This window comes from Pseudomonas sp. AAC (genome assembly GCF_000725445.1).
In the GTDB taxonomy this organism is placed as follows: domain Bacteria; phylum Pseudomonadota; class Gammaproteobacteria; order Pseudomonadales; family Pseudomonadaceae; genus Pseudomonas; species Pseudomonas citronellolis.
In genome coordinates, this window is record NZ_KL647094.1 from 514,905 (window position 1) to 537,443 (window position 22,539).

Here is a 22,539-nt window from a genome sequence, read left to right on the forward strand (position 1 = left end):
GTCGATGAAGCTCCGCGCCCTCCTCCTGCTCGGCCTGCTCGGCCTGGGCGCCGGCCTGCAGGCCGCGCCGCAACATGCCATCACCCTCTACGACGAGGCGCCGAAATACCCGGCCGGCTACCGCCACTTCGACTTCGTCAACCCCGACGCGCCCAAGGGCGGCACCCTGCGGCTCTCCGACACCGGCGGCTTCGACAGCCTCAACCCGTTCATCCCCAAGGGCAACCCGGCCTCGCAGATCAGCCTCATCTACGACACCCTCACCTTCCACTCCCTCGACGAGCCCTTCACCGAATACGGCCTGCTCGCCGAGAAGATCGAGAAGGACCCCGAGCAGCGCTTCGTGCGCTTCTACCTGCGCCCCCAGGCGCGCTTCAACGACGGCACCCCGGTCACCGCCGACGACGTGGCCTTCACCTTCCAGACGCTGATCAAGCAGGGCGACCCCATGTACCGCAACTACTACGCGGACGTCGACAAGGTGGTGGCCGAGGACAAGCTGCGCGTGCGCTTCGACTTCAAGCGCCCGGGCAACCGCGAGCTGCCGCTGATCCTCGGCCAGTTGCAGATACTGCCCAGGCACTGGTGGGCCAGCCGCGACTTCGCCAAGACCAGCCTGGAGCCGCCGCTGGGCAGCGGCCCCTACCGCGTCGCCAAGGTCGACCCGGGCCGCTCGATCCGCTACGAGCGGGTCAAGGACTACTGGGCCAAAGACCTGCCGGTGAACCGTGGCTTCAACAACTTCGACGCCGTGGTGGTGGACTCCTACCGCGACCTGACCGTGGCCCTGGAAGCCTTCAAGGCCGGGCAGTTCGACTTCAACGAGGAGCGCATCGCGAAGAACTGGGCCACCGCCTACGACTCGCCGGCGATACGCGACGGCCGCATCGTCCGCCAGGAGCTGCACAACGACAACCCCTGGGGCATGCAGGGCTTCGCCTTCAACCTCCGCCGCCCGGTGTTCCAGGACGTGCGGGTGCGCGAGGCCATCAGCCTGCTGTTCGACTTCGAGTGGACCAACAAGCAGCTGTTCTTCGGCTCCTACAAGCGCGACCGCAGCTACTTCGAGAACTCCGAGATGGCCGCCCACGAACTGCCCGACGCGCAGGAGCTGGCGATCCTCGAACCGCTGCGCGGCAAGTTGCCGCCACAGGTCTTCGACAGCGTCTACGAGCCGCCGGTCAGCGACGGCAGCGGCATCATCCGCGAGCAGAAGCGCAAGGCCTACAAACTGCTGCTGGACGCCGGCTACAAGATCGTCGACGACCGCATGGTCGGCCCCGACGGCAAGCCGCTGAGCTTCGAATTCATGCTGGTGCAGGCCGACTTCCTGCGCGTGCTGCTGCCCTACAAGCGCAACCTCGCCGAACTGGGCATCGACATGCAGATCCGCGTGGTGGACATCTCCCAGTACATCAACCGCCTGCGCTCGCGGGACTTCGACATGATGGTCGCCAGCTGGCCGCAGTCCAACTCGCCGGGCAACGAGCAGCGCGAGTTCTGGCATTCGGCCAGCGCCGACAACCCCGGCAGCCGCAACTTCATAGGCCTGCGCGACCCGGCCATCGACGAGCTGGTGGACGGCCTGATCAAGGCCGACTCGCGCGAATCCCTGGTGCGCCACGCCCGCGCCCTGGACCGCGCCCTGCAGTGGGGCCACTACGTGGTGCCCAACTGGTACCTGGACACCTGGCGCCTGGCCTACTGGAACCGCATCGCCCACCCCGCCAAGCTGCCGCCCTACAGCTACGCGCTGATGACCTGGTGGCAGGCCCGCGACAAGGCCGAGCCGACCCAGGCCGCGGCCCAGGCGCAGGAGACCCGCTGATGCTCGCCTACATCCTGCGCCGCCTGCTGCTGATAGTGCCGACGCTGTTCGGCATCCTGCTGATCAACTTCATCATCATCCAGGCCGCCCCCGGCGGGCCGGTGGACCAGATGATCGCCAAGCTCGAAGGCGTCAACGCCGCCGCCGGCGGGGCCACCGGGCGCATCGCCGGCTCCGGCGGCGAGCTGGCCTCCTCCGGCGGCTCGCACTACCGCGGCGGCCAGGGCCTGGACCCGGAGCTGGTGAAGGAGATCGAGCGCATGTACGGCTTCGACAAGCCGGCGCCCGAGCGCTTCTGGATCATGCTCAAGAACTACGTGCACCTGGACTTCGGCAGCAGCTTCTTCCGCGACGCCAAGGTCACCGACCTGATCATCGAGAAGCTGCCGGTGTCCATCTCCCTGGGGCTGTGGAGCACCCTGATCATGTACCTGGTGTCCATCCCCCTGGGCATCGCCAAGGCGGTGCGCAACGGCAGCCAGTTCGACATCTGGACCAGCTCGGCGATCATCATCGGCTACGCCATCCCCGCCTTCCTCTTCGCCATCCTGCTGGTGGTGCTGTTCGCCGGCGGCAGCTACTGGGACTGGTTCCCCCTGCGCGGGCTGACCTCCAACGACTTCGACGAGCTGAGCACCTTCGGCAAGGTAAAGGACTACTTCTGGCACCTGGCCCTGCCGATCACCGCCCTGGTCATCGGCAACTTCGCCACCATCACCCTGCTGACCAAGAACAGCTTCCTCGACGAGATCGGCAAGCAGTACGTGGTCACCGCCCGCGCCAAGGGCCTGACCGAGCGCCAGGTGCTCTACGGCCACGTGTTCCGCAACGCCATGCTGCTGATCATCGCCGGCCTGCCCTCGGCGCTGCTGGGGGTGTTCTTCACCGGCTCGCTGCTGATCGAGGTGATCTTCTCCCTCGACGGCCTGGGCCTGCTCAGCTTCGAGTCGGCGCTCAACCGCGACTACCCGGTGGTGTTCGGCACCCTGTTCATCTTCACCCTGTTCGGTTTGATCATGAAGCTGGTCAGCGACGTCCTCTACACCCTCGTCGATCCGCGCATCGACTTCGAGAACCGGGAGTGATCCGATGCGCCTGTCCCCGATGAACCAGCGCCGCTGGGCGCGCTTCAAGGCCAACAAGCGCGGCTGGTGGTCGCTGTGGCTGTTCCTCGCGCTGTTCGGGCTGAGCCTGGGCGCCGAGCTGATCGCCAACGACAAGCCGCTGGCGGTGCGCTACGACGGCCAGTGGTACTTCCCGGTGCTCAAGCGCTACCCGGAGACCGTGTTCGGCGGCGAGTTCCCCCTGGAGGGCAACTACAAGGCGCCCTACATGCGCCAGCTGCTGGCCGACAAGGACGCCTGGGTGCTCTGGCCGCCGATCGCCTACAGCTACGACAGCATCAACTACGACCTGCGCGTGCCGGTGCCCTCGGCACCCAGCGCGGAGAACCTGCTGGGCACCGACGACCAGGCCCGCGACGTGCTGGCGCGGGTGATCTACGGCTTCCGCATCTCGGTGCTGTTCGCCCTGGTGCTGACCCTGCTCAGCTCGCTGATCGGCGTATTGGTCGGCGCCCTGCAGGGCTTCTACGGCGGCTGGGTCGACCTGCTCGGCCAGCGCTTCCTGGAAATCTGGTCGGGCCTGCCGGTGCTCTACCTGCTGATCATCCTCGCCAGCTTCGTGCAGCCGAACTTCTGGTGGCTGCTGGGCATCATGCTGCTGTTCTCCTGGATGAGCCTGGTGGACGTGGTGCGCGCCGAGTTCCTTCGCGGGCGCAACCTGGAATACGTGCGCGCGGCCCGCGCCCTGGGCATGAAGAACGGCAAGATCATGTTCCGCCACATCCTGCCCAACGCGATGATCTCCACCCTGACCTTCATGCCGTTCATCCTCACCGGCGCCATCGCCACCCTGACCTCCCTGGACTTCCTCGGCTTCGGCCTGCCGGCCGGCTCGCCGTCCCTCGGCGAGCTGGTCGCCCAGGGCAAGTCCAACCTGCAGGCGCCGTGGCTGGGGATCAGCGCCTTCGTGGTGCTGGCGCTGATGCTCAGCCTGCTGGTGTTCATCGGCGAGGCCGCCCGCGATGCCTTCGACCCGAGGAAGTGAGATGAGCCAGAGCGCCCAAGACAACCTGGTGGAAATCCGCGACCTTTGCGTCGACTTCGCCTGCGGCGAGGACACCATCCACGCGGTGGACCAGGTCAGCTTCGACATCCGCCGCGGCGAGACCCTGGCCCTGGTCGGCGAAAGCGGCTCGGGCAAGTCGGTCACCGCCCTTTCCCTCCTGCGCCTGCTGCCCTACCCCACGGCCAGCCATCCCGGCGGCAGCGTCCGCTACGCCGGGCTGGACCTGCTCAAGGCGCCGGAACGCAAGCTGCGCGGCATCCGCGGCAACCGCATCGCCATGGTCTTCCAGGAGCCCATGACCTCGCTGAACCCGCTGCACACCGTGGAGAAGCAGATCGGCGAAGTGCTCGCCCTGCACAAGGGCCTGCAGGGTCAGGCGGCGCGCGCGCGCATCCTCGAACTGCTCGACCTGGTCGGCATCCCCGACCCGGCCACGCGGCTGAAGTCCTACCCCCACGAGCTGTCCGGCGGCCAACGCCAGCGGGTGATGATCGCCATGGCCCTGGCCAACGAGCCGGAGCTGCTGATCGCCGACGAGCCGACCACGGCGCTGGACGTCACCGTGCAGCTGAAGATCCTCGACCTGCTGGCCGAACTGCAGGCGCGCCTGGGCATGGCTTTGCTGCTGATCACCCACGACCTCAACCTGGTGCGGCGCATCGCCCACCGCGTGTGCGTGATGCAGCAGGGCAAGATCGTCGAGCAGGCCGACTGCGAGCAGTTGTTCGAAGCCCCGCAGCACCCCTACACCCGCGAACTGCTCGGCGCCGAACCCAGCGGCGCGCCGGCGTCCAACCCGCCGGGCGAGGAACTGCTGAGCGTGCAGGACCTGCGCGTGTGGTTCCCGATCAAGAAGGGCGTGTTCCGCCGCACCGTCGACCACATCAAGGCGGTGGACGGCATCGACTTCAGCCTGCCCCGCGGGCAGACCCTGGGCATCGTCGGCGAAAGCGGCTCGGGCAAGTCCACCCTGGGCCTGGCCATCCTGCGGCTGATCGACAGCCGCGGCGGCATTCGCTTCGAGGGCAACGCCCTGGACACCATGAACCAGGCCGAGGTGCGCCCGCTGCGCCGCGAGATGCAGGTGGTCTTCCAGGACCCGTACGGCAGCCTCAGCCCGCGCCTGTCGGTGGGCCAGATCGTCGGCGAGGGCCTGGAAGTCCACGGCATCTGCGACGAGAAGGAACAGCAGCAGCGCATCATCGATGCGCTGCTGGAAGTCGGCCTGGACCCGCAGGCGCGGCACCGCTACCCCCACGAATTCTCCGGCGGCCAGCGCCAGCGCATCGCCATCGCCCGCGCCCTGGTGCTCAAGCCGGCGCTGATCCTGCTGGACGAGCCGACCTCGGCGCTGGACCGCTCGGTGCAGCGCCAGGTGGTCGACCTGCTGCGCCAGTTGCAGGCCAAGTACAACCTCACCTACCTGTTCATCAGCCACGACCTCGCGGTGGTCAAGGCCCTGAGCCACCAGTTGCTGGTGATCCGCCAGGGCAAGGTGGTCGAAGGCGGCCCGGCGCAGGAAATCTTCAGCGCGCCGCAGCACCCCTATACCCAGCAACTGCTGGAGGCCGCCTTCATGGCCCCGGCGGCGGCGCTTGAAGACTGACCTGCAAGGAAGGGACGAACATGGGTTTTCTAGCCGGTAAACGCGCGCTGATCGTCGGCGTGGCCAGCAAGCTGTCCATCGCCTCGGGCATCGCCGAGGCGATGCACCGCGAAGGCGCGCAACTCGCCTTCACCTACCAGAACGACAAGCTCAAGGGCCGCGTCGAGGAATTCGCCGCCGGCTGGGGCTCCAGCGCCGAGCTGTGCTTCCCCTGCGACGTCGCCAACGACGCCGACATCGAAGCGGTGTTCCACGAACTGGGCAAGCAGTGGGACGGCCTGGACATCATCGTCCACTCGGTGGGCTTCGCCCCGGGCGACCAGTTGGACGGCGACTTCACCAGCGTCACCAGCCGCGACGGCTTCCGCATCGCCCACGACATCAGCGCCTACAGCTTCGTCGCCCTGGCCAAGGCCGGCCGCGAGATGATGAAAGGCCGCAACGGCAGCCTGCTGACACTGTCCTACCTGGGCGCCGAACGCACCCTGCCCAACTACAACGTGATGGGCATGGCCAAGGCCAGCCTGGAAGCCGGCGTGCGCTACCTGGCCGGCAGCCTGGGCCCGGAGGGCACGCGGGTCAACGCGGTGTCCGCCGGCCCGATCCGCACCCTGGCCGCCTCCGGCATCAAGAGCTTCCGCAAGATGCTCGCCGCCAACGAACGCCAGACCCCGCTGCGGCGCAACGTGACCATCGAAGAAGTCGGCAACGCCGCGGCCTTCCTCTGCTCCGACCTGGCCAGCGGCATCAGCGGCGAAATCCTCTACGTCGACGGCGGCTTCAACACCACGGTGATGGGGCCGCTGGAAGACAGCTGAGCAGACGGGCGGGGCGATGGGTATCGCTTCGCTCAACCCATCCTACGGGGGGAACGCCATGCCTCCCAGCAAACTGTAGGAGCGGGCCCTGCCCGCGATTTCGCGCGCAGGGCGCGCTCCTACAGGGGAATGGCGCGGGTGAAGCGGCGTAGCGGATCTCATCCGCGAATCGCACCGGAACCTCCGGCCATCGCGGACAAGGTCCGCTCCTACGGGCGAGAACGCCATGCCTCCCAGCAAACTGTAGGAGCGGGCCCTGCCCGCGATTTCGCGCGCAGGGCGCGCTCCTACAGGGGAATGGCGCGGGTGAAGCGGCGTAGCGGATCTCATCCGCGAATCGCGCCGGAATCTCCGGCCATCGCGGACAAGGTCCGCTACGGGCGAGAACGCCATGCCTCCCAGCAAACTGTAGGAGCGGGCCCTGCCCGCGATTTCGCGCGCAGGGCGCGCTCCTACAGGGGAATGGCGCGGGTGGGAACGCCATGCCTCCTACAGCCTTCGTAGGATGGGTTGAGCGAAGCGATACCCATCACCAATGGCAGCATGGGTTTCGCAAGCTCAACCCACCCCACGAAAGCACCTCGCGCGGCCGGCAAGACAATTGCTCCAAACAAAAACGCCGCACCCGGTCACCCGGATGCGGCGTTTTCATTCGATCGCGGCGCGTGGCGCGCGGATCAATCCTCGCGGTAGCGGCGCAGGCGCAGGGCCTTGCCGGCGACGCGGGTGTCCTTGAGCTTGCCGAGCAGGCGCTCCAGGCCGTCTTCGGGCAGTTCGATCAGGCTGAAGGTCTCGCGGATCTGGATGCGGCCGATGGCCTCGCGGGACAGGCCGCCCTCGTTGAGGATGGCGCCCAGCAGGTTCTTCGCCGCCACGCCGTCGCGCGCACCCAGGGCGGTGCGGCAACGGGCCTTGCCTTCGGCCGGGGCGACCATCGGGCGGCGCTCGCCGGAGCGTTCGCCACGGTCACTGCGCTCACCGCGTTCGCCACGCTCGTAGCGGTCGCTGCGCTCGCGCGGGGCGGCCGGGGTCAGCGGTTGTTCGCGGCGCACCGATTCCAGGTCCAGGGCCTTGCCTTCGGTGAGCTTGGCCAGCAGCACCGCGGACAGGGTTTCGGCATCGGTGCCCAGGCGGCGGCACAGCTCATCGCGCACGGCGCCACGGGTGGCGACGGCGGTTTCCAGCAGCGGCTGCAGGCCGGCGGCCAGGCGCGCCAGGCGCGCTTCCAGCACGGTGTCGGCGTCGGGCAGGCGCACTTCGCCGACCTTCTGCCCGGTGACGCGCTCGATCACCTGCAGCATGCGGCGCTCGCGCGGGGTCACCAGCAGCAGCGCGCGGCCTTCGCGGCCGGCGCGGCCGGTCCGGCCGATGCGGTGCACGTAGGACTCGGGGTCGTACGGCATGTCGATGTTCAGCACGTGGGTGATGCGCGCCACGTCCAGGCCGCGGGCGGCCACGTCGGTGGCGATGACGATGTCCAGCGAACCGTCCTTGAGCGACTCGATGACGCGCTCGCGCTGGGCCTGCGGGATATCGCCGTTCAGCGCGGCGGCGCGGTAGCCCTGGCGCTCGAGCAGCTCGGCGATGTCCAGGGTGGCCTGCTTGGTGCGCACGAAGCCGATCAGCGCGTCGAACTGCTCGACTTCCAGCAGGCGCAGGATGGAGGCGGCCTTCTGGTCGGCATGGACCATCAGGTGGACCTGCTCGATGCGCGCCACGGTCTGGGTCTTGGCGGCGATGCGGACGTGCTTGGGTTCTTTCAGGTGGCGTTCGGCGATGCTGCGGATCGAGGCCGGCAGGGTCGCGGAGAACAGCACGGTCTGGCGGCTGGCCGGCATGGCCTCGAAGATCACTTCCAGGTCGTCCATGAAGCCGAGCTTGAGCATCTCGTCGGCCTCGTCGAGGACCAGGCGCTCGACGGTGCCCAGCAGGTTCTCGTCGCGGCGCAGGTGGTCGCACAGGCGGCCGGGGGTGGCCACCAGCACCTGGGCGCCCTGACGCAGGGCCTTGAGTTGCGGGCCCATGGGCGCGCCGCCGTAGACGGCGACCACGCCGACGCCGGGCATCTGCTTGGAGTAGGTTTCGCAGGCGGTGGCCACCTGCAGGGCCAGTTCGCGGGTCGGCACCAGGATCAGCATCTGGGGCTCGCGGCGGGTCGGTTCGATCTTCGACAGCAGCGGCAGGGCGAAGGCGGCGGTCTTGCCGGTGCCGGTCTGGGCCTGGCCGATCATGTCGTGGCCTTCGAGGATCACCGGGATCGACTGGGCCTGGATGGGCGATGGCTCTTCGTAGCCGACCGCGGCGATGGCAGCGAGGATATTGGAATGAATGCCGAGCGCGGCGAAGCCGCCGGTTTCCTGGGTCATGGGTTTTGCCTCTAAATACATCCGCAAAGACCCAATGGCCGAGCTGCGCATGCCCTGTACGACACTGAAGTCACCCAGGCAGCTGGAAGCGGGGATTTGCGAACTGAACTGTTGGAAGAATACGTCAAGGAAGTCCGCGGATGCGGATGCACAGCCAGAGCGTGCAGGCTCCGAAAGATGCGGTCCCGAACAGGGCCGTGACAGGCCGGCGCGTATCATACCGGAAAAATGCCGTCGATGTGCGGCTTTTCCGCTGTCGCTGGCCGAACGGTCAAGACTTGCACAATCGGCCACCCGCCGTCTATACCGAGCAGGGCCACCTGCCAGGAGCACGCGCCGTGAACCCTACCAGCGAACCCCGCGTCACCGTCACGCGCCGCGGCCACCTCCTGCTGCTGGGCCTGAACCGGCCGCAGAAGCGCAACGCCTTCGACCAGCGCATGCTCGACGAACTGATGCTGGCCCTGGGCGACTACGAACGCGACGACGACCTGCGCTGCGCGCTGATCGTCGCCCACGGCGAACACTTCAGCGCCGGCCTCGACCTGGCCGACGTCAGCCAGCGCCTGCACGACGGCTGGCAACTGCCGGCCGGCGCGGTCGACCCCTGGGGCACCCTCGGCGGGCCGCGGCTGAGCAAGCCGCTGGTGGTCGCCGTGCAGGGCTACTGCTACACCATCGGCATCGAGCTGATGCTGGCGGCGGACATCTGCCTGTGCGCCAGCACCGCCCGCTTCGCCCAGATGGAGGTGCGCCGCGGCCTGCTGCCCCTGGGCGGCGCCACCCTGCGCCTGCCGCAGGTGGCCGGCTGGGGCAACGCCATGCGCTGGCTGCTCAGCGGGGACGAGTTCGATGCCCACGAAGCCTGGCGCCTGGGCCTGGTGCAGGAAATCCACCCGCCGGAAGAGCTGCTGCCCGAAGCCCTGAAGCTGGCCGCGCGCATTGCCCGCCGCGCCCCGCTGGCCGTGCGCGCCACCCTGGCCTCGGCGCGGCGCGCCCAGGAACAGGGAACGGCGCAGGCCATCCGCGAGTTGCCGCAGCAACTCAAGGCCCTGCTGGCCAGCGAGGATGCCCGCGAAGGCCTGCAGTCGCTGCTGGAAAGACGCGAAGGCAACTTCTCCGGCAACTAGCCCCCGGCGCCCCGCCCTTCGCGACGACGCCCGCGCGCCTTCGCCGCACCCCGGCAAAGCGCTATATCGAAAGTATTAAATCGCCCCGCGAAGGCCGCCAATCGCCTTGAAAGCACCGGTGAATCGCCAGGGCGAAAACGACCAAACGACTATCTACAAGAGGCAATTTCGCCCTCCCGACAAAGCACGAAGACTGTGCCGGAAATCAGGAGAGGCGCTCTTCCCGCTGGCGGATCGAGGCTTCCCCTGAAACACCAGAGCCCGTCAGGGAGGAGCCCAACAAGATGTCTGGTCCCATTCGTGTATTCGCATTGTCTCTTCTGGTCGTTGCCATGTCGCTGCAAGGGTGCAGCAGCAAGGGCGGCCATCACAGCAGTGTCGCCAGTTCCGGGAGCGGTTCCGGCCAGGGCGCCGGCGACGGCGGCTCGGGTAGCGGTGGCGATGGCAGCGGTTCCGGCGGTACTGGCGGCAACGGCAGCGGTGGCGACGGCGGGACCGGCGGCAACAACGGTGGCGGCGACGGCGGCAACAATGGCGGCGGAACCGGCGGTACCACTCCCAGCACCACCAGCACCATCCTCAGCAATACCGGCGAAGCGGTCAGCGCCCTGGGCAACACCGTCAACGGCGTCGGCGGCGTGGTCAAGGGCATTGACCTGCCGGTGGTCGGCAGCGGCGTGAGCGAAGGCGCCGGCAACGTCATCCAGGACGTCGGCCAGGGCGTGAACAGCCTGGGCAGCGGCATCACCAACGGCATCGGCCAGCTCGGCAGCAACCCCAACGCCCTGGGCACCACGGTCGCCGGCGCCACCGGCACGGTGAGCAGCGTCGGCAACGCGGTCAGCGACCTGGGCGGCACCGTCGCCGCGGTGGGCGCCAACACCCCGCTGAAACCGGTGACCGCCACCCTGGGCGGCGTGGTCGATGGCGTCGGCGGGCAGATCAGCATGCTCGGCGATTCCATCAGCGGCGCCGTCACCAGCGGCCCGCTCAGCCCGCTGACCAAGCAGCTCAGCGCCACCACCGCCGGCCTGGTCGGCCAGGTCGAAGGCGTGACCCAGCAGGTCGGCGCCACCACCGGCCTGGGCGCGCCGGTGAACAACCTGGTGACCACGGTCGGCGGCCTGGTGGGCCAGGTCGGCACCCAGCTCGGCAGCGCCACGCCGGTCCTCGCGCCGGTGGGCAGCGTCGTGACCAACGTCGGCGAAGCCGTGAGCGCGACGGGCGGCCTGGTCAACGCACCGGCCGGCAGCAGCCCCGGCAACCCGATCGGCGGGCTGCTCTCGGGCGTCACCGGCGCCCTGGGCGGCGCCACCAGCAGCAGCAATCCGGTCGGCGGCCTGCTCTCCGGCGTCACCGGCACCCTGGGCGGCGTCACCGGCGGCAGCAACCCGGTCGGCGGCCTGCTCTCCGGCGTCACCGGCACCCTGGGCGGCGCCACCGGCAGCAGCAGCCCGGTCGGCGGCCTGCTCTCCGGCGTTACCGGCACCCTGGGCGGCGTCACCGGCGGCAGCAGCCCGGTCGGCGGCCTGCTCTCCGGCGTCACCGGCACCCTGGGCGGCGTCACCGGCAGCGTCGGCAGCAACGGCCTGGCCAGCAACGGCGGCCTGCTCGGCGGCACCCTGGGCACCGTGGGCGGCCTGCTCGGCGGCGTCACCGGCAGCCTGGGCGGCAAGTCCGGAAACTGACGGCAAGCCCGCCAAAGCGAACGGCGAAGGGTCGGCAACGGCCCTTCGCCCTTTCATTTAACGGCTTCAGGGAGAAGCCATGCGCAAGCTGACCGTAGTAACGCTGTTGTTAGCCAGCCCCCTCGCCTGGGCCGACCGCCCCATCCAACTGCCCGGTTCCGACATCGAACAGAGCCTGCCCAGGCCCAACCTGCCCGGCGGCGACGTGCGCCCCCAGGCGCCGCGGGTCAGCACCCCGGCGGCCGCGCAGCCGCAGCAGTTGCTCGAACGGCGCATCCGTCTGCGGCGCATCGAAGTCGCCGGCGGCGGCCACTACCCCATCGCCACCTGGAAGCCCTTGCTGGAGCCGCTGACCCGCCGCGAGATCAAGATCGGCGAACTGGTGGCGGCGGCCAAGGCCATCACCCGGCGCTATCAGGACGACGGCTACCTCATTTCCTTCGCCTACGTGCCCAACCAGGATTTCCGCGGCGGCGTCGGGCGCATCATGCTGATCGAAGGCCACCTGCGCGAAGTGCGCAGCGCCGGCGACCTGGGCGTGCACCAGGCCCGCATGGAGCGCTGGATCGAGCGCCTGAAGGCCGAGCAGCCGCTGACCCGCGCCAGCTTCGAGCGCTTCAGCGTGCTCATGAGCCGCATCCCCGGCCTGAAGATGGACATGGTCCTCAACCCGCCGACCACCACCGACGGCGGCGCCGTGCTGGAGATGCTCGGCAGGCACGAGATGGTCACCACCGGCGCCGACTTCGACTCGCGCCACGGCAACCCGCGCGGGCTGTTCAACGCCACCCTGGCCTCGCTGCTGGGCCATGGCGAACAGCTGCAGTTCAGCTACCTCTACCCGCCCGGCGACGACAAGGAGCACTACCGCGCCTGGAACTACAGCCAGTTGCTGGGCGACAACGGCCTGCAACTGATGGCCGGCTACAGCCACTACAACGCCAGCCTGGAAGACCGCGTGGTGATCGGCCCGCTGCAGTACGCGCGCAAGCGCGAGAACGAAAGGGTCAGCGCCGGCCTGGGCATCCCCGTGCTGCTGCGCCGCAACCTCACCTGGGACGTCAACCTGCGCGCCTACACGGTCGACGACAGCAGCCGCTACGACCTGCTGGCGCCGGCCACGCCCTACAGCGTGAAGCTGCGCAGCAAGTTGCGCGTGGTGGGTGTCGACACCCTGGTCCAGCAGTTCGCCGAGAAGCAGGCGCGCGCCGGCAGCCTGGCCGTCTACAAGGGCCTGAACGCCTTCGACGCGCAGAGCACCGCGCCGGCGAAGAAGGACTTCACCCGCGTGCTCGGCTTCGGCGCCCAGCAGAACCAGTTCGGCGAACGCATGCAGGGCGTGGCCAACGTCAGCTTCCAGTGGGCCCACGACAGCCTGCCGGACTCCGAGCAGATCACCTACGGCGGCGCCAACTTCGGCCGCGGCTACCCGGACGACCAGGCCACCGGCGACAAGGGCTGGGGCGCCTCCTACGAGGTGAACTACTCGTTCCTCTGGCAGAACAAGTGGATGAACCAGTTGCAGCCCTACCTGGTGGTGGATGGCGCGCGCACCCACTACAACGCCGACGGCCAGCCCGGCGCCAAGCTCGGTTCCGGCGCCGTCGGGGTGCGCTTCTCCAACCGCAAGCAGTACGTGCTGGGGGTGGAAGTGGCCAAGCCGTTCGCCGACCGCGCCATCGACAACGACGAGCGCAGCCCGCGGCTGAACCTGACGCTCAGCTACCAGCTCCCCTGAAAGGACGCCCCGCCGCTACTGCGCGGGGCGCAGCGCGTCGATGTAGACGCCCAGGTCGTAGCCCAGGTCGCCCTGCAGGGCCTTGGCGCGCTTTTTCAGCCCGCGCGGCTCCAGGCTCTGCTCGACGTCGGCGGGCACGAAGACGATAACGTTGCCCTCCGGCACCGGGCATTCCAGGTAGTGGCGGTGGAAGCGCCCGCGCAGCAGGGCCGCGCCCAGCGGGCGGCCGTCGTCGGTGCTCCACTGGTTGATGATCAGCCAGCCGCCGGGGCGCAGCTTGTCGCGGCAGGCGCCGAGGAAGTCCCAGCCCAGGTGCGCCGGCGCGGGCCCGGTGTCGGTGTAGAGGTCGAGGAAGATCAGGTCGGCCGGCGCGCAGTTGCCCAGCTCCTCCACAGCATCGCCGATGCGCAGCCGCAGGCGCGGCTCGTCCACCAGGCCCAGGTGCTCGCGGGCCAGGCGCGGGATCGCCGGGCGCAGTTCGACGGCCTCCGCCTCGTCCAGCGCCAGGTGCTTCAGGCAGGCCTGGGTCAGGCTGCCGGCGCCGAAGCCGAGGAACAGCGCGCGGCGCGGCGCGGGATGGCACAGTGCGCCCAGCAGCATGGCGCGGGAATAGTCGTACTCCAGCCAGGCCGGGTCGCCGATGCGCACGCAGCTCTGCTCCACTTCCTCGCCGAACTCCAGGTAGCGGTAGCCGCCCTGCTCCACCACGCGGATCACCCCGTAGGCGTCGCGCTCCTCGGCTATCAGCAGGTCCTCGCTCATGCCCGGCGCCCCCGGCCACGGCGAAGGGCGCCAGCGCGCGGCCGGCGATGCGGAAGGGTATTGGAAGGCAGGCTCTGGTACACGCGGGCTCTCCGCAGGGCAAGGACGGCGACGGCCGCGGGCTCATGGAAGGCGAAGGATACCAGGGCCGCCGCGCTGAAGGTGGCCGCGCCCGGTGTTACCATGGGCGACTACCCGCCATTGCCCCGCGAGCCCCCGATGAGCCAGACCTGGAGCCCCGACAGCTGGAGAAGCCGCCCCATCCAGCAGCAACCCGTCTACCCCGACGCCGCGCGCCTGCAGCAGGTCGAGCAGACGCTCGCCAGCTACCCGCCGCTGGTGTTCGCCGGCGAGGCCCGCGAGTTGCGCCGGCAGTTCGCCGAGGTCACCGCCGGGCGCGCCTTCCTGCTGCAGGGCGGCGACTGCGCCGAGAGCTTCGCCGAGTTCTCCGCGGCGAAGATCCGCGACACCTTCAAGGTGCTGCTGCAGATGGCGGTTGTCATGACCTTCGCCGCCGGCTGCCCGGTGGTGAAGGTCGGGCGCATGGCCGGGCAGTTCGCCAAGCCGCGCTCCTGCGGCGAGGAAACCGTGGGCGACCTGACCCTGCCGGCCTACCGCGGCGACATCGTCAACGGCATCGGCTTCGACGAGGCCAACCGCGTGCCGGACCCGCAGCGCCTGCTGCAGGCCTACCACCAGTCCACCGCCACCCTCAACCTGCTGCGCGCCTTCGCCCAGGGCGGCTTCGCCGACCTCCACGAAGTGCACCAGTGGAACCTCGACTTCATCGCCAACTCGGCCCTGGCGGAAAAATACAGCCAGCTCGCCGGGCGCATCGACGAAACCCTCGCCTTCATGCGCGCCTGCGGCCTGGACACGGCCCCGCAACTGCGCGAGGTGAGCTTCTTCACCGCCCACGAGGCGCTGCTGCTGAACTACGAGGAAGCCTTCATCCGCCGCGACAGCCTGACCGGCGGCTGGTACGACTGCTCGGCGCACATGCTCTGGATCGGCGACCGCACCCGCCAGTTGGACGGCGCCCACGTCGAGATGCTGCGCGGGGTGGGCAACCCCATCGGCGTCAAGGTCGGGCCGAGCATGGGCGACGAGGAGCTGCTGCGGCTGATCGACATCCTCAACCCGGACAACGACCCCGGCCGCCTCAACCTGATCGTGCGCATGGGCGCCGACAAGGTCGGCGACGGCCTGCCGCGGCTGATCCGCACCGTGCAGCGCGAAGGCCGCCAGGTGCTGTGGAGCTGCGACCCGATGCACGGCAACACCATCAAGGCCTCCAGCGGCTACAAGACCCGCGACTTCGCGCGCATCCTCGCCGAGGTGCGGCAGTTCTTCGAGGTGCACAAGGCCGAGGGCAGCCACGCCGGCGGCATCCACATCGAGATGACCGGACAGAACGTCACCGAGTGCATCGGCGGCGCGCGGCCGATCACCGAGGCCGGGCTCAGCGACCGCTACCACACCCACTGCGACCCGCGGCTGAACGCCGACCAGTCGCTGGAGCTGGCCTTCCTCATCGCCGAGACGCTGAAGCAGGCGCGGCGCTGAGCCGACGAACGGCGCCCGCGCGGCGGGCGCCGGTTCAGACGCGCAGGTCCATGCCCTCGCGGAGGAAGCGCGGGGCGATGTAGCGGTCGTAATGGGCCTCGGAAAGCAGGAAGAACTCGCGGTCGATGGCGTCGCGCAGCTCCGGCAGCGGCCGCTCGCGGAACTCCGGCAGCAGGGCCACGCCGTAGGCATCGAGGTTCTGGATCAGCCGCGAGCCGCGGGCGATCAACTGGTAGGCCCAGCAGTACGGCGACTGCTCGGGGACGAAGCGGATCTGCCGCTGTTCCAGCTGGGCGCGCAGCCGCGGCGCGTCGAACACCTCCAGCTTGGCCACCATCACCTGCACCAGCAGCACCTCCAGGCGCTTCCACACCGCGCGCTTCTCCTCCTCGCCGTACAGGTTCCAGTTCACCACCTCGTGGTGGAAACGCTTGCAGCCACGGCACACGAGGTCGCCGTAGACGGTGGAACAGAGGCCGACACAGGGGGTCTTGATGCGCTGGGAGGACATGGGCGGAACAGCTTCTTGAGGCATAAGGCAGTGCGGCATCTTAGCCCTTTGTCTAGGCAATATCACCCTTGCCTGCCCAGCATTGCCGCTTACTTTCGGCAATGAATTCCAGTAGAATCAGCCCGCCTTTCACAAGGCGCAATGCCCGTTCGAAGCTGTTTTCAAAGCGTCACGAAGCACAGATTCCGGCAGCCGCGCGGTCTGGGCGCCCCCCTCAAGCGCCCAGTCCCCCTCGTCCCAGGCCCTCCGGCGTAAAACTTTGAAAACAGCTTCTGTCTGGAGGCTGCCGGTGCCGTCGTAGGTCCGTGGATTACCGTCCACCATGCCTGACGAATGGATCGGCGAGGTCTCCTGGATACGCGTCCCACGGGACCACTGATGAGGGAAATACTGTGCTTGAAGCCTACCGCAAACACGTAGAAGAGCGTGCCGCCCAGGGTGTCGTGCCCCAGCCGCTGAACGCCGAACAGACCGCCGGTCTGGTCGAACTCCTGAAGAACCCGCCGGCCGGCGAAGAAGAATTCCTCCTCGACCTGATCACCAACCGCGTCCCGCCGGGCGTGGACGAGGCCGCCTACGTCAAGGCCGGCTTCCTCTCCGCCGTCGCCAAGGGCGAAGCCACCTCCCCGCTGATCAGCAAGGCCCGCGCCGTCGAGCTGCTGGGCACCATGCAGGGCGGCTACAACATCGCCACCCTGGTCGAACTGCTGGACAGCGCCGAGCTGGCCGAAGTCGCCGCCGCGCAACTGAAGCACACCCTGCTGATGTTCGACGCCTTCCACGACGTTTCCGAACGCGCCAAGAAAGGCAACGCCGCCGCCAAGGCCGTGCTGCAGTCCTGGGCCGACGGCGAGTGGTTCCAGGCCCGCCCGGCGGTCGCCGAGAAGATCACCCTGACCGTGTTCAAGGTGCCCGGCGAAACCAACACCGACGACCTGTCCCCGGCCCCCGACGCCTGGTCGCGCCCGGACATCCCGCTGCACGCCCTGGCCATGCTGAAGATGGCCCGCGACGGCATCGAGCCGGTACAACCCGGCGCCGTCGGCCCGCTGAAGCAGATCGAAGCGGTCAAGGCCAAGGGCTTCCCGGTCGCCTACGTCGGCGACGTGGTCGGCACCGGCTCCTCGCGTAAATCCGCCACCAACTCGGTGCTGTGGTTCTTCGGCGACGACATCCCCTACGTGCCGAACAAGCGCGCAGGCGGCTTCTGCTTCGGCACCAAGATCGCCCCGATCTTCTACAACACCATGGAAGACGCCGGCGCCCTGCCGATCGAGTTCGACTGCACCAACCTGGCCATGGGCGACGTCATCGACGTGTACCCCTACGAAGGCAAGGTCGTGCGTCATGACAGCGGCGAACTGGTCACCACCTTCGAGCTGAAGACCCCCGTGCTGCTGGACGAAGTCCGCGCCGGCGGCCGTATCCCGCTGATCGTCGGCCGTGGCCTGACCGAGAAGGCCCGCGCCGAACTGGGCCTGGCCCCGTCCGAGCTGTTCAAGAAGCCCGAAGCCCCCGCCGACAGCGGCAAGGGCTACACCCTGGCGCAGAAGATGGTCGGTCGCGCCTGCGGCCTGCCGGAAGGCAAAGGCGTGCGTCCGGGCACCTACTGCGAACCGAAGATGACCACCGTCGGTTCCCAGGACACCACCGGCCCGATGACCCGCGACGAGCTGAAGGACCTGGCCTGCCTGGGCTTCTCCGCCGACCTGGTGATGCAGTCCTTCTGCCACACCGCGGCCTATCCGAAGCCGATCGACGTCAAGACCCACCACACCCTGCCGGACTTCATCATGACCCGCGGCGGCGTGTCCCTGCGTCCGGGCGACGGCATCATCCACAGCTGGCTGAACCGCATGCTGCTGCCCGACACCGTCGGCACCGGCGGCGACTCGCACACCCGCTTCCCGATCGGCATCAGCTTCCCGGCAGGTTCCGGCCTGGTGGCCTTCGCCGCCGCCACCGGCGTAATGCCGCTGGACATGCCCGAATCGGTCCTGGTGCGCTTCAAGGGCAAGCTGCAACCGGGCATCACCCTGCGTGACCTGGTCCACGCCATCCCCTACTACGCCATCCAGCAGGGCCTGCTGACCGTCGAGAAGAAAGGCAAGAAGAACATCTTCTCCGGCCGCATCCTCGAGATCGAAGGCCTCAACGACCTGACCGTCGAGCAAGCCTTCGAGCTGTCCGACGCCTCGGCCGAACGTTCCGCCGCCGGTTGCACCATCAAGCTGCCGGAACAGGCCATCGCCGAATACCTGAAGTCGAACATCACCCTGCTGCGCTGGATGATCGGCGAAGGCTACGGCGACGCCCGCACCCTGGAGCGCCGCGCGCAAGCGATGGAAGCCTGGCTGGCCAACCCGCAACTGCTGGAAGCCGACAAGGACGCCGAATACGCCGCGGTCATCGAGATCGACCTGGCCGACGTCAAGGAGCCGGTGCTCTGCGCCCCGAACGACCCGGACGACGCCCGCCTGCTGTCCAGCGTGCAAGGCCGCAAGATCGACGAGGTATTCATCGGTTCGTGCATGACCAACATCGGTCACTTCCGCGCTGCCGGCAAGCTGCTGGACAAGGTCAAGGGTGGCATTCCGACCCGTCTGTGGCTGGCCCCGCCGACCAAGATGGACGCCCACCAGCTGACCGAGGAAGGCTACTACGGCATCTACGGCAAGGCTGGCGCGCGCATGGAAATGCCGGGCTGCTCGCTGTGCATGGGTAACCAGGCGCGCGTACAGACCGGTTCCACCGTGGTCTCCACCTCCACCCGTAACTTCCCGAACCGCCTGGGCGATTCCACCGACGTGTTCCTGGCGTCGGCGGAGCTGGCCGCCGTGGCTTCGATCATCGGCAAGCTGCCGACCGTCGAGGAGTACATGGCCTACGCGAAGGATATCGACAGCATGTCTGCCGATATCTACCGCTACCTGAGCTTCGACCAGATCGCCGAGTTCAAGGAAGCTGCTGCGAACGCCAAGATTCCGGTCGTTCAAGCCTAAGCCTTTCGGCGTGAGGAAAGCCCTGGCCTGCAAGGCGGGGCTTTGCAGAGAATGCCGTTTCTTCCCCTGGGAGAAACGGCATTTTTTATTTGGGCTCCAGGCGCCTATGGCGTTATCTGCCGAATCGCGGGCGTAGGAGCAACTGTCTTGCAAGCCGCGCCGGGGGGCTCTTCGTAGGATGGGTTGAGCTTGCGATACCCATGCCGTGGCGCTGACGGGTATCGCTTCGCTCAACACCATCCTACGGGTCTCGTGCTTGCCGGCCACGCCGGACACCCCGGTGGCATGAACACCCCCAGGCATCCGATTCCCCTTGCACCCCGGCGCCGCCCGCTGCACCCTGTGCCCCCGGCAAAGCACCGACCCGCACCATGACCGACACCCCCGATCCCACCCGTTGCCCCCTCTGCGGCCAGCGCAACAGCTGCAGCCAGGCCGACCCGGACGCCGACGGGACGCTCTGCTGGTGCTTCCAGACGCGCATCGACCCCGCCGCCCTGGCCCGCGTCCCGCCGCAGCTGCTCGACCGCGCCTGCCTGTGCCCGCGCTGCGCGCAGAGCCTGCCGCCCGACGACGAACCCGCCTGATGCGCCTGGACCGCTTCCTCACCAACCTGCCCCGCTTCAGCCGCCAGGACGCGCGCCTGCTGCTGGCCGCCGGACGCCTGACGGTGGACGGCGCAGTGGTCCGCGACGGCCGCCACGAGGTGCGCGAGTTCAGCCGCGTGGAGCTGGATGGCGAGGTGCTGCAGGCCGGCCGCCCGGCGCGCTACTTCATGCTGCACAAGCCCGCCGGCTGCGTCAGCGCCACCCGCGACCCGGAGCACCGCACCGTGCTCGACCTGCTCGACGAGCCGGACAAGCACGAACTGCACATCGGCGGGCGGCTGGACTTCAACACCACCGGCCTGCTGCTGATCACCAACGACGGCCAGTGGTCGCGGCGCATGACCCTGCCCGGGCGCAAACTGCCCAAGGTCTACTACGTGGAGACCGAGCAGCCGATCGAGGCGCACTACGCCGAAGTCTTCGCCCGCGGCCTGTACTTCCGCTACGAGGACCTCACCACCCTCCCCGCGCAGCTGGAGATCCTCGCCCCGCGCGCGGCGCGCCTGACCCTCCATGAAGGCCGCTACCACCAGGTCAAGCGCATGTTCGGGCACTTCCAGAACAAGGTCACCCGCCTGCACCGCGAACGCATGGGCGGCCTGGCCCTGGACCCGCAGCTGGCGCCGGGCCAGTACCGAGCCCTGAGCGCCGCCGAGCTGGCCGCGCTGGGCTGAGGCCTGCCGTCCGGCATCGCGAATTGCAGGGGCGGCTCGGCCCCGACTAAGCTGCGAGGACGCCCGCGCATCGAAGGAATACGATGAAGATCCTGTCTTTCGCCCTGCTGCTGTTCAGCCTGGTCGCCCTCCCCGTCGAGGCCAACTCCAGCCACGCCTCGCCGCTCAACGACCTGCAGGCGGCGCTGAAGAAGCTCAAGCCCGGGCAGTTCCTCTGGTACCCGGAGATTTCCCCGCAGGGCCCGGTCACGGTGGTGGTCAGCCTCACCGAACAGCGCGCCTACGTGTACCGCAACGGCATCGCCATCGGCGTGGCCACGGTCAGCACCGGCAAGCGCGGCAAGGAAACCCCCACCGGCGTGTTCACCATCCTGCAGAAGAAGGTGGAGTACCACTCCGACCTGTACGACAGCGCGCCCATGCCCTACATGCAGCGCCTGACCTGGGACGGCATCGCCCTGCACGCCGGCAACCTGCCCGGCTACCCCGCCTCCCACGGCTGCATCCGCCTGCCCATGGCCTTCGCCAAGAAGCTCTACGAGGTCACCGGCTTCAGCAACACCACGGTGATCATCTCCGACGCCAGGAGCTCGCCGGTGGAGGTCTACCACCCCGGCCTGCTCGCCCCGCAGGTGAGCGAAGGCAAGGCCAGCGGCCCGGCCAGTCCGGCGGTGGAGCCCTACTGGAGCGACCCGGGCGAAAGCCTCGGGCCGATCTCGGTGCTGATCAGCCGCGCCGACCGCCGCGCCTACGTGTACCGCGGCGGCACCCAGATCGGCAGCGCCCCGGTGGCCCTCGACAACCCCGGCGCGCGCACCGGCGTGGCGGCCTTCTCGCTGCTGGAGCGGCCCACCCCGGAACAGCTGGCCAGCGCCAGCCCCAACCTGCGCTGGAGCGCGGTACAGGTGAGCAACCCGCAGGCCGGCCTGACCCCCGCCGAACAGCTCGGCCAGTTCAGCATGGACGCGCACTTCCTGCACTCGCTGCTGCTGGCCATGGACGTCGGCAGCACCCTGGTCATCACCGACCTGCCGTCCAGCCGCGAGACGCGCAGCAACCCGGACTTCACGGTGATCACCACCAACGACCGACAAGCGGTACCGGCACCGGTCAAAAAATGAGCGAGAATCCCCCCTAATTTCGCGCACTTGCATGCGCAATCGAAAACAGACCTTAGGAAGTGACAAAGGGGGGAACGGCGCCATGCCGTCCATATCCACCGTCTGGGGGAAACTCCGGCCGCTGCTCGCCGTGGGCGCGCTCTACGCGCTCGGCAGCAGCCTCGCCCAAGCGGCGCTGCCCAGCGCCGAGGAACTCCACCGCCTGGCCCCGGCCACCAACCTGCAAGCCCTGCGCCTGGCGCTCAGCGCCTACCAGTGCGCCAACGCCGCGCAACTGGGCGGGCGCGACGAACTGCTGACCGTCATCGACTACTCCAAGGCCTCGCGCGACAAGCGCCTGTGGGTGTTCGACCTGCAGCGGCGCAAGCTGCTGTTCGAGGAGTGGGTGGCCCACGGCAAGAACAGCGGCGACGACCTCGCCACCTCCTTCTCCAACCGCCCGAACAGCTACCAGTCGTCCATCGGCCTGTACCAGACCGGCCAGACCTACCGCGGCAAGCACGGCCGCTCGCTGCGCCTGCTGGGCCTGGAGCCGGGCTTCAACGACAACAGCGAAGAGCGCGCCATCGTCATGCACGCGGCAGCCTACGCCGATCCCAGGGTGGTCCCCGGCCTCGGCCGCCTGGGCCGCAGCCAGGGCTGCCCGGCGGTGCGCCCGCAAGTGGCGCAGAAGCTGATCGACACCCTGCAAAAAGGCAGCTACGTGTTCGCCTATTACCCGCAGCAGGAATGGCTGAGCAACTCGCAATTCCTCGCCGGCGCCAGCTGCAGCGTGGCCAAGGCGCAGAACCTGGGGCGCAGCGCCACCCTGGCCAAGCGCTGAGGCGCTTTTCGTAGGATGGGTTGAGCTTGCGATACCCATGCGGTCATGGTGATGGGTATCGCTTCGCTCAACCCATCCTACGGGCTTCTCCGCGATGGCCGGAGGTTCCGGCGCGGTTCGCGGATAAGATCCGCTCCTACGCCGCCCCACCCACGCCATTCCCATTGT

Annotated in this window: 16 protein-coding genes and 1 pseudogene; 14 read left to right on the forward strand and 3 right to left on the reverse strand. The window is 68.6% G+C overall.

Annotation, left to right across the window (positions count from 1 at the left end; genetic code table 11):
* The first annotated feature begins 4 nt into the window (after window positions 1-4).
* From FG99_RS02025 to fabI, 5 genes are read left to right on the forward strand one after another with little or no spacing between them, the layout of a single operon-like run.
* Entirely contained in the window at window positions 5-1,828 is a 1,824-nt protein-coding gene (locus FG99_RS02025; RefSeq protein ID WP_043266961.1) for an extracellular solute-binding protein, read from the forward strand.
* On the forward strand, window positions 1,828-2,913 hold the full coding sequence (locus FG99_RS02030) for a microcin C ABC transporter permease YejB (RefSeq protein WP_009619104.1): 1,086 nt from the start codon (window positions 1,828-1,830) through the stop codon (window positions 2,911-2,913). The genes FG99_RS02025 and FG99_RS02030 overlap by 1 nt, the downstream gene beginning before the upstream one ends.
* A gap of 4 nt (window positions 2,914-2,917) precedes the next feature.
* Window positions 2,918-3,937: an ABC transporter permease gene (locus tag FG99_RS02035; RefSeq protein WP_009619102.1), complete on the forward strand. Its 1,020-nt coding sequence runs from the start codon at window positions 2,918-2,920 to the stop codon at window positions 3,935-3,937.
* A 1-nt stretch (window position 3,938) separates the two neighbouring features.
* Window positions 3,939-5,564: an ABC transporter ATP-binding protein gene (locus FG99_RS02040; protein ID WP_043266963.1), complete on the forward strand. Its 1,626-nt coding sequence runs from the start codon at window positions 3,939-3,941 to the stop codon at window positions 5,562-5,564.
* Between the two features lie 20 nt (window positions 5,565-5,584).
* Window positions 5,585-6,382, forward strand: a complete 798-nt coding sequence (fabI, locus tag FG99_RS02045; RefSeq protein ID WP_043266965.1) for an enoyl-ACP reductase FabI — start codon at window positions 5,585-5,587, stop codon at window positions 6,380-6,382.
* Window positions 6,383-7,059: 677 nt separating this feature from the next.
* Here fabI and FG99_RS02050 read toward each other — a convergent pair.
* Window positions 7,060-8,783, reverse strand: a pseudogene (locus tag FG99_RS02050) (DEAD/DEAH box helicase).
* A gap of 303 nt (window positions 8,784-9,086) precedes the next feature.
* Here FG99_RS02050 and FG99_RS02055 point away from each other — a divergent pair.
* The 3 genes from FG99_RS02055 (at window position 9,087) to FG99_RS02065 (ending at window position 13,304) form a co-directional block, all read left to right on the forward strand.
* Window positions 9,087-9,878, forward strand: coding sequence for a crotonase/enoyl-CoA hydratase family protein (locus FG99_RS02055; RefSeq protein WP_009619097.1), 792 nt, complete (start codon window positions 9,087-9,089; stop codon window positions 9,876-9,878).
* A gap of 332 nt (window positions 9,879-10,210) precedes the next feature.
* Window positions 10,211-11,566 carry a collagen-like triple helix repeat-containing protein gene (locus FG99_RS02060; RefSeq protein ID WP_232244937.1) on the forward strand — a complete coding sequence of 452 codons (1,356 nt, stop codon included), beginning with the start codon at window positions 10,211-10,213 and terminating at the stop codon, window positions 11,564-11,566.
* Between the two features lie 79 nt (window positions 11,567-11,645).
* The gene (locus tag FG99_RS02065; RefSeq protein WP_043266969.1) at window positions 11,646-13,304 is read left to right on the forward strand and encodes a ShlB/FhaC/HecB family hemolysin secretion/activation protein; all 1,659 of its coding nucleotides are present in this window, start codon (window positions 11,646-11,648) and stop codon (window positions 13,302-13,304) included.
* Between the two features lie 15 nt (window positions 13,305-13,319).
* Here FG99_RS02065 and FG99_RS02070 read toward each other — a convergent pair whose 3' ends face one another.
* Window positions 13,320-14,066 (reverse strand): spermidine synthase, encoded by a 747-nt coding sequence (locus FG99_RS02070; RefSeq protein WP_009619094.1) that lies wholly within the window; start codon window positions 14,064-14,066, stop codon window positions 13,320-13,322.
* Window positions 14,067-14,285: 219 nt separating this feature from the next.
* Between FG99_RS02070 and FG99_RS02075 the strand changes: the two genes are divergently transcribed.
* Window positions 14,286-15,632 (forward strand): class II 3-deoxy-7-phosphoheptulonate synthase, encoded by a 1,347-nt coding sequence (locus FG99_RS02075; protein ID WP_043266971.1) that lies wholly within the window; start codon window positions 14,286-14,288, stop codon window positions 15,630-15,632.
* Window positions 15,633-15,666: 34 nt separating this feature from the next.
* On the opposite strand, the gene FG99_RS02080 is transcribed toward FG99_RS02075, so the two are convergent.
* Window positions 15,667-16,143 (reverse strand): DUF1289 domain-containing protein, encoded by a 477-nt coding sequence (locus FG99_RS02080; protein ID WP_009619092.1) that lies wholly within the window; start codon window positions 16,141-16,143, stop codon window positions 15,667-15,669.
* Between the two features lie 392 nt (window positions 16,144-16,535).
* Between FG99_RS02080 and acnB the strand changes: the two genes are divergently transcribed.
* The 5 genes from acnB to FG99_RS02105 all read left to right on the forward strand — a co-directional run bounded on the left by acnB (window position 16,536) and on the right by FG99_RS02105 (window position 22,371).
* Window positions 16,536-19,145 carry a bifunctional aconitate hydratase 2/2-methylisocitrate dehydratase gene (gene acnB, locus FG99_RS02085; protein ID WP_009619091.1) on the forward strand — a complete coding sequence of 870 codons (2,610 nt, stop codon included), beginning with the start codon at window positions 16,536-16,538 and terminating at the stop codon, window positions 19,143-19,145.
* Window positions 19,146-19,516: 371 nt separating this feature from the next.
* Window positions 19,517-19,732 carry a cysteine-rich CWC family protein gene (locus FG99_RS02090; RefSeq protein ID WP_009619090.1) on the forward strand — a complete coding sequence of 72 codons (216 nt, stop codon included), beginning with the start codon at window positions 19,517-19,519 and terminating at the stop codon, window positions 19,730-19,732.
* Complete coding sequence (locus FG99_RS02095; protein WP_043266974.1) at window positions 19,732-20,427, forward strand: pseudouridine synthase; 696 nt, start codon at window positions 19,732-19,734, stop codon at window positions 20,425-20,427. The genes FG99_RS02090 and FG99_RS02095 overlap by 1 nt, the downstream gene beginning before the upstream one ends.
* 83 nt (window positions 20,428-20,510) lie before the next feature.
* A complete protein-coding gene (locus tag FG99_RS02100; RefSeq protein ID WP_009619088.1) occupies window positions 20,511-21,548 on the forward strand; it encodes a L,D-transpeptidase in 1,038 nt (345 codons plus the stop codon).
* A gap of 82 nt (window positions 21,549-21,630) precedes the next feature.
* Complete coding sequence (locus FG99_RS02105) at window positions 21,631-22,371, forward strand: murein L,D-transpeptidase catalytic domain family protein (protein WP_009619087.1); 741 nt, start codon at window positions 21,631-21,633, stop codon at window positions 22,369-22,371.
* The last annotated feature ends 168 nt before the right edge of the window (window positions 22,372-22,539 follow it).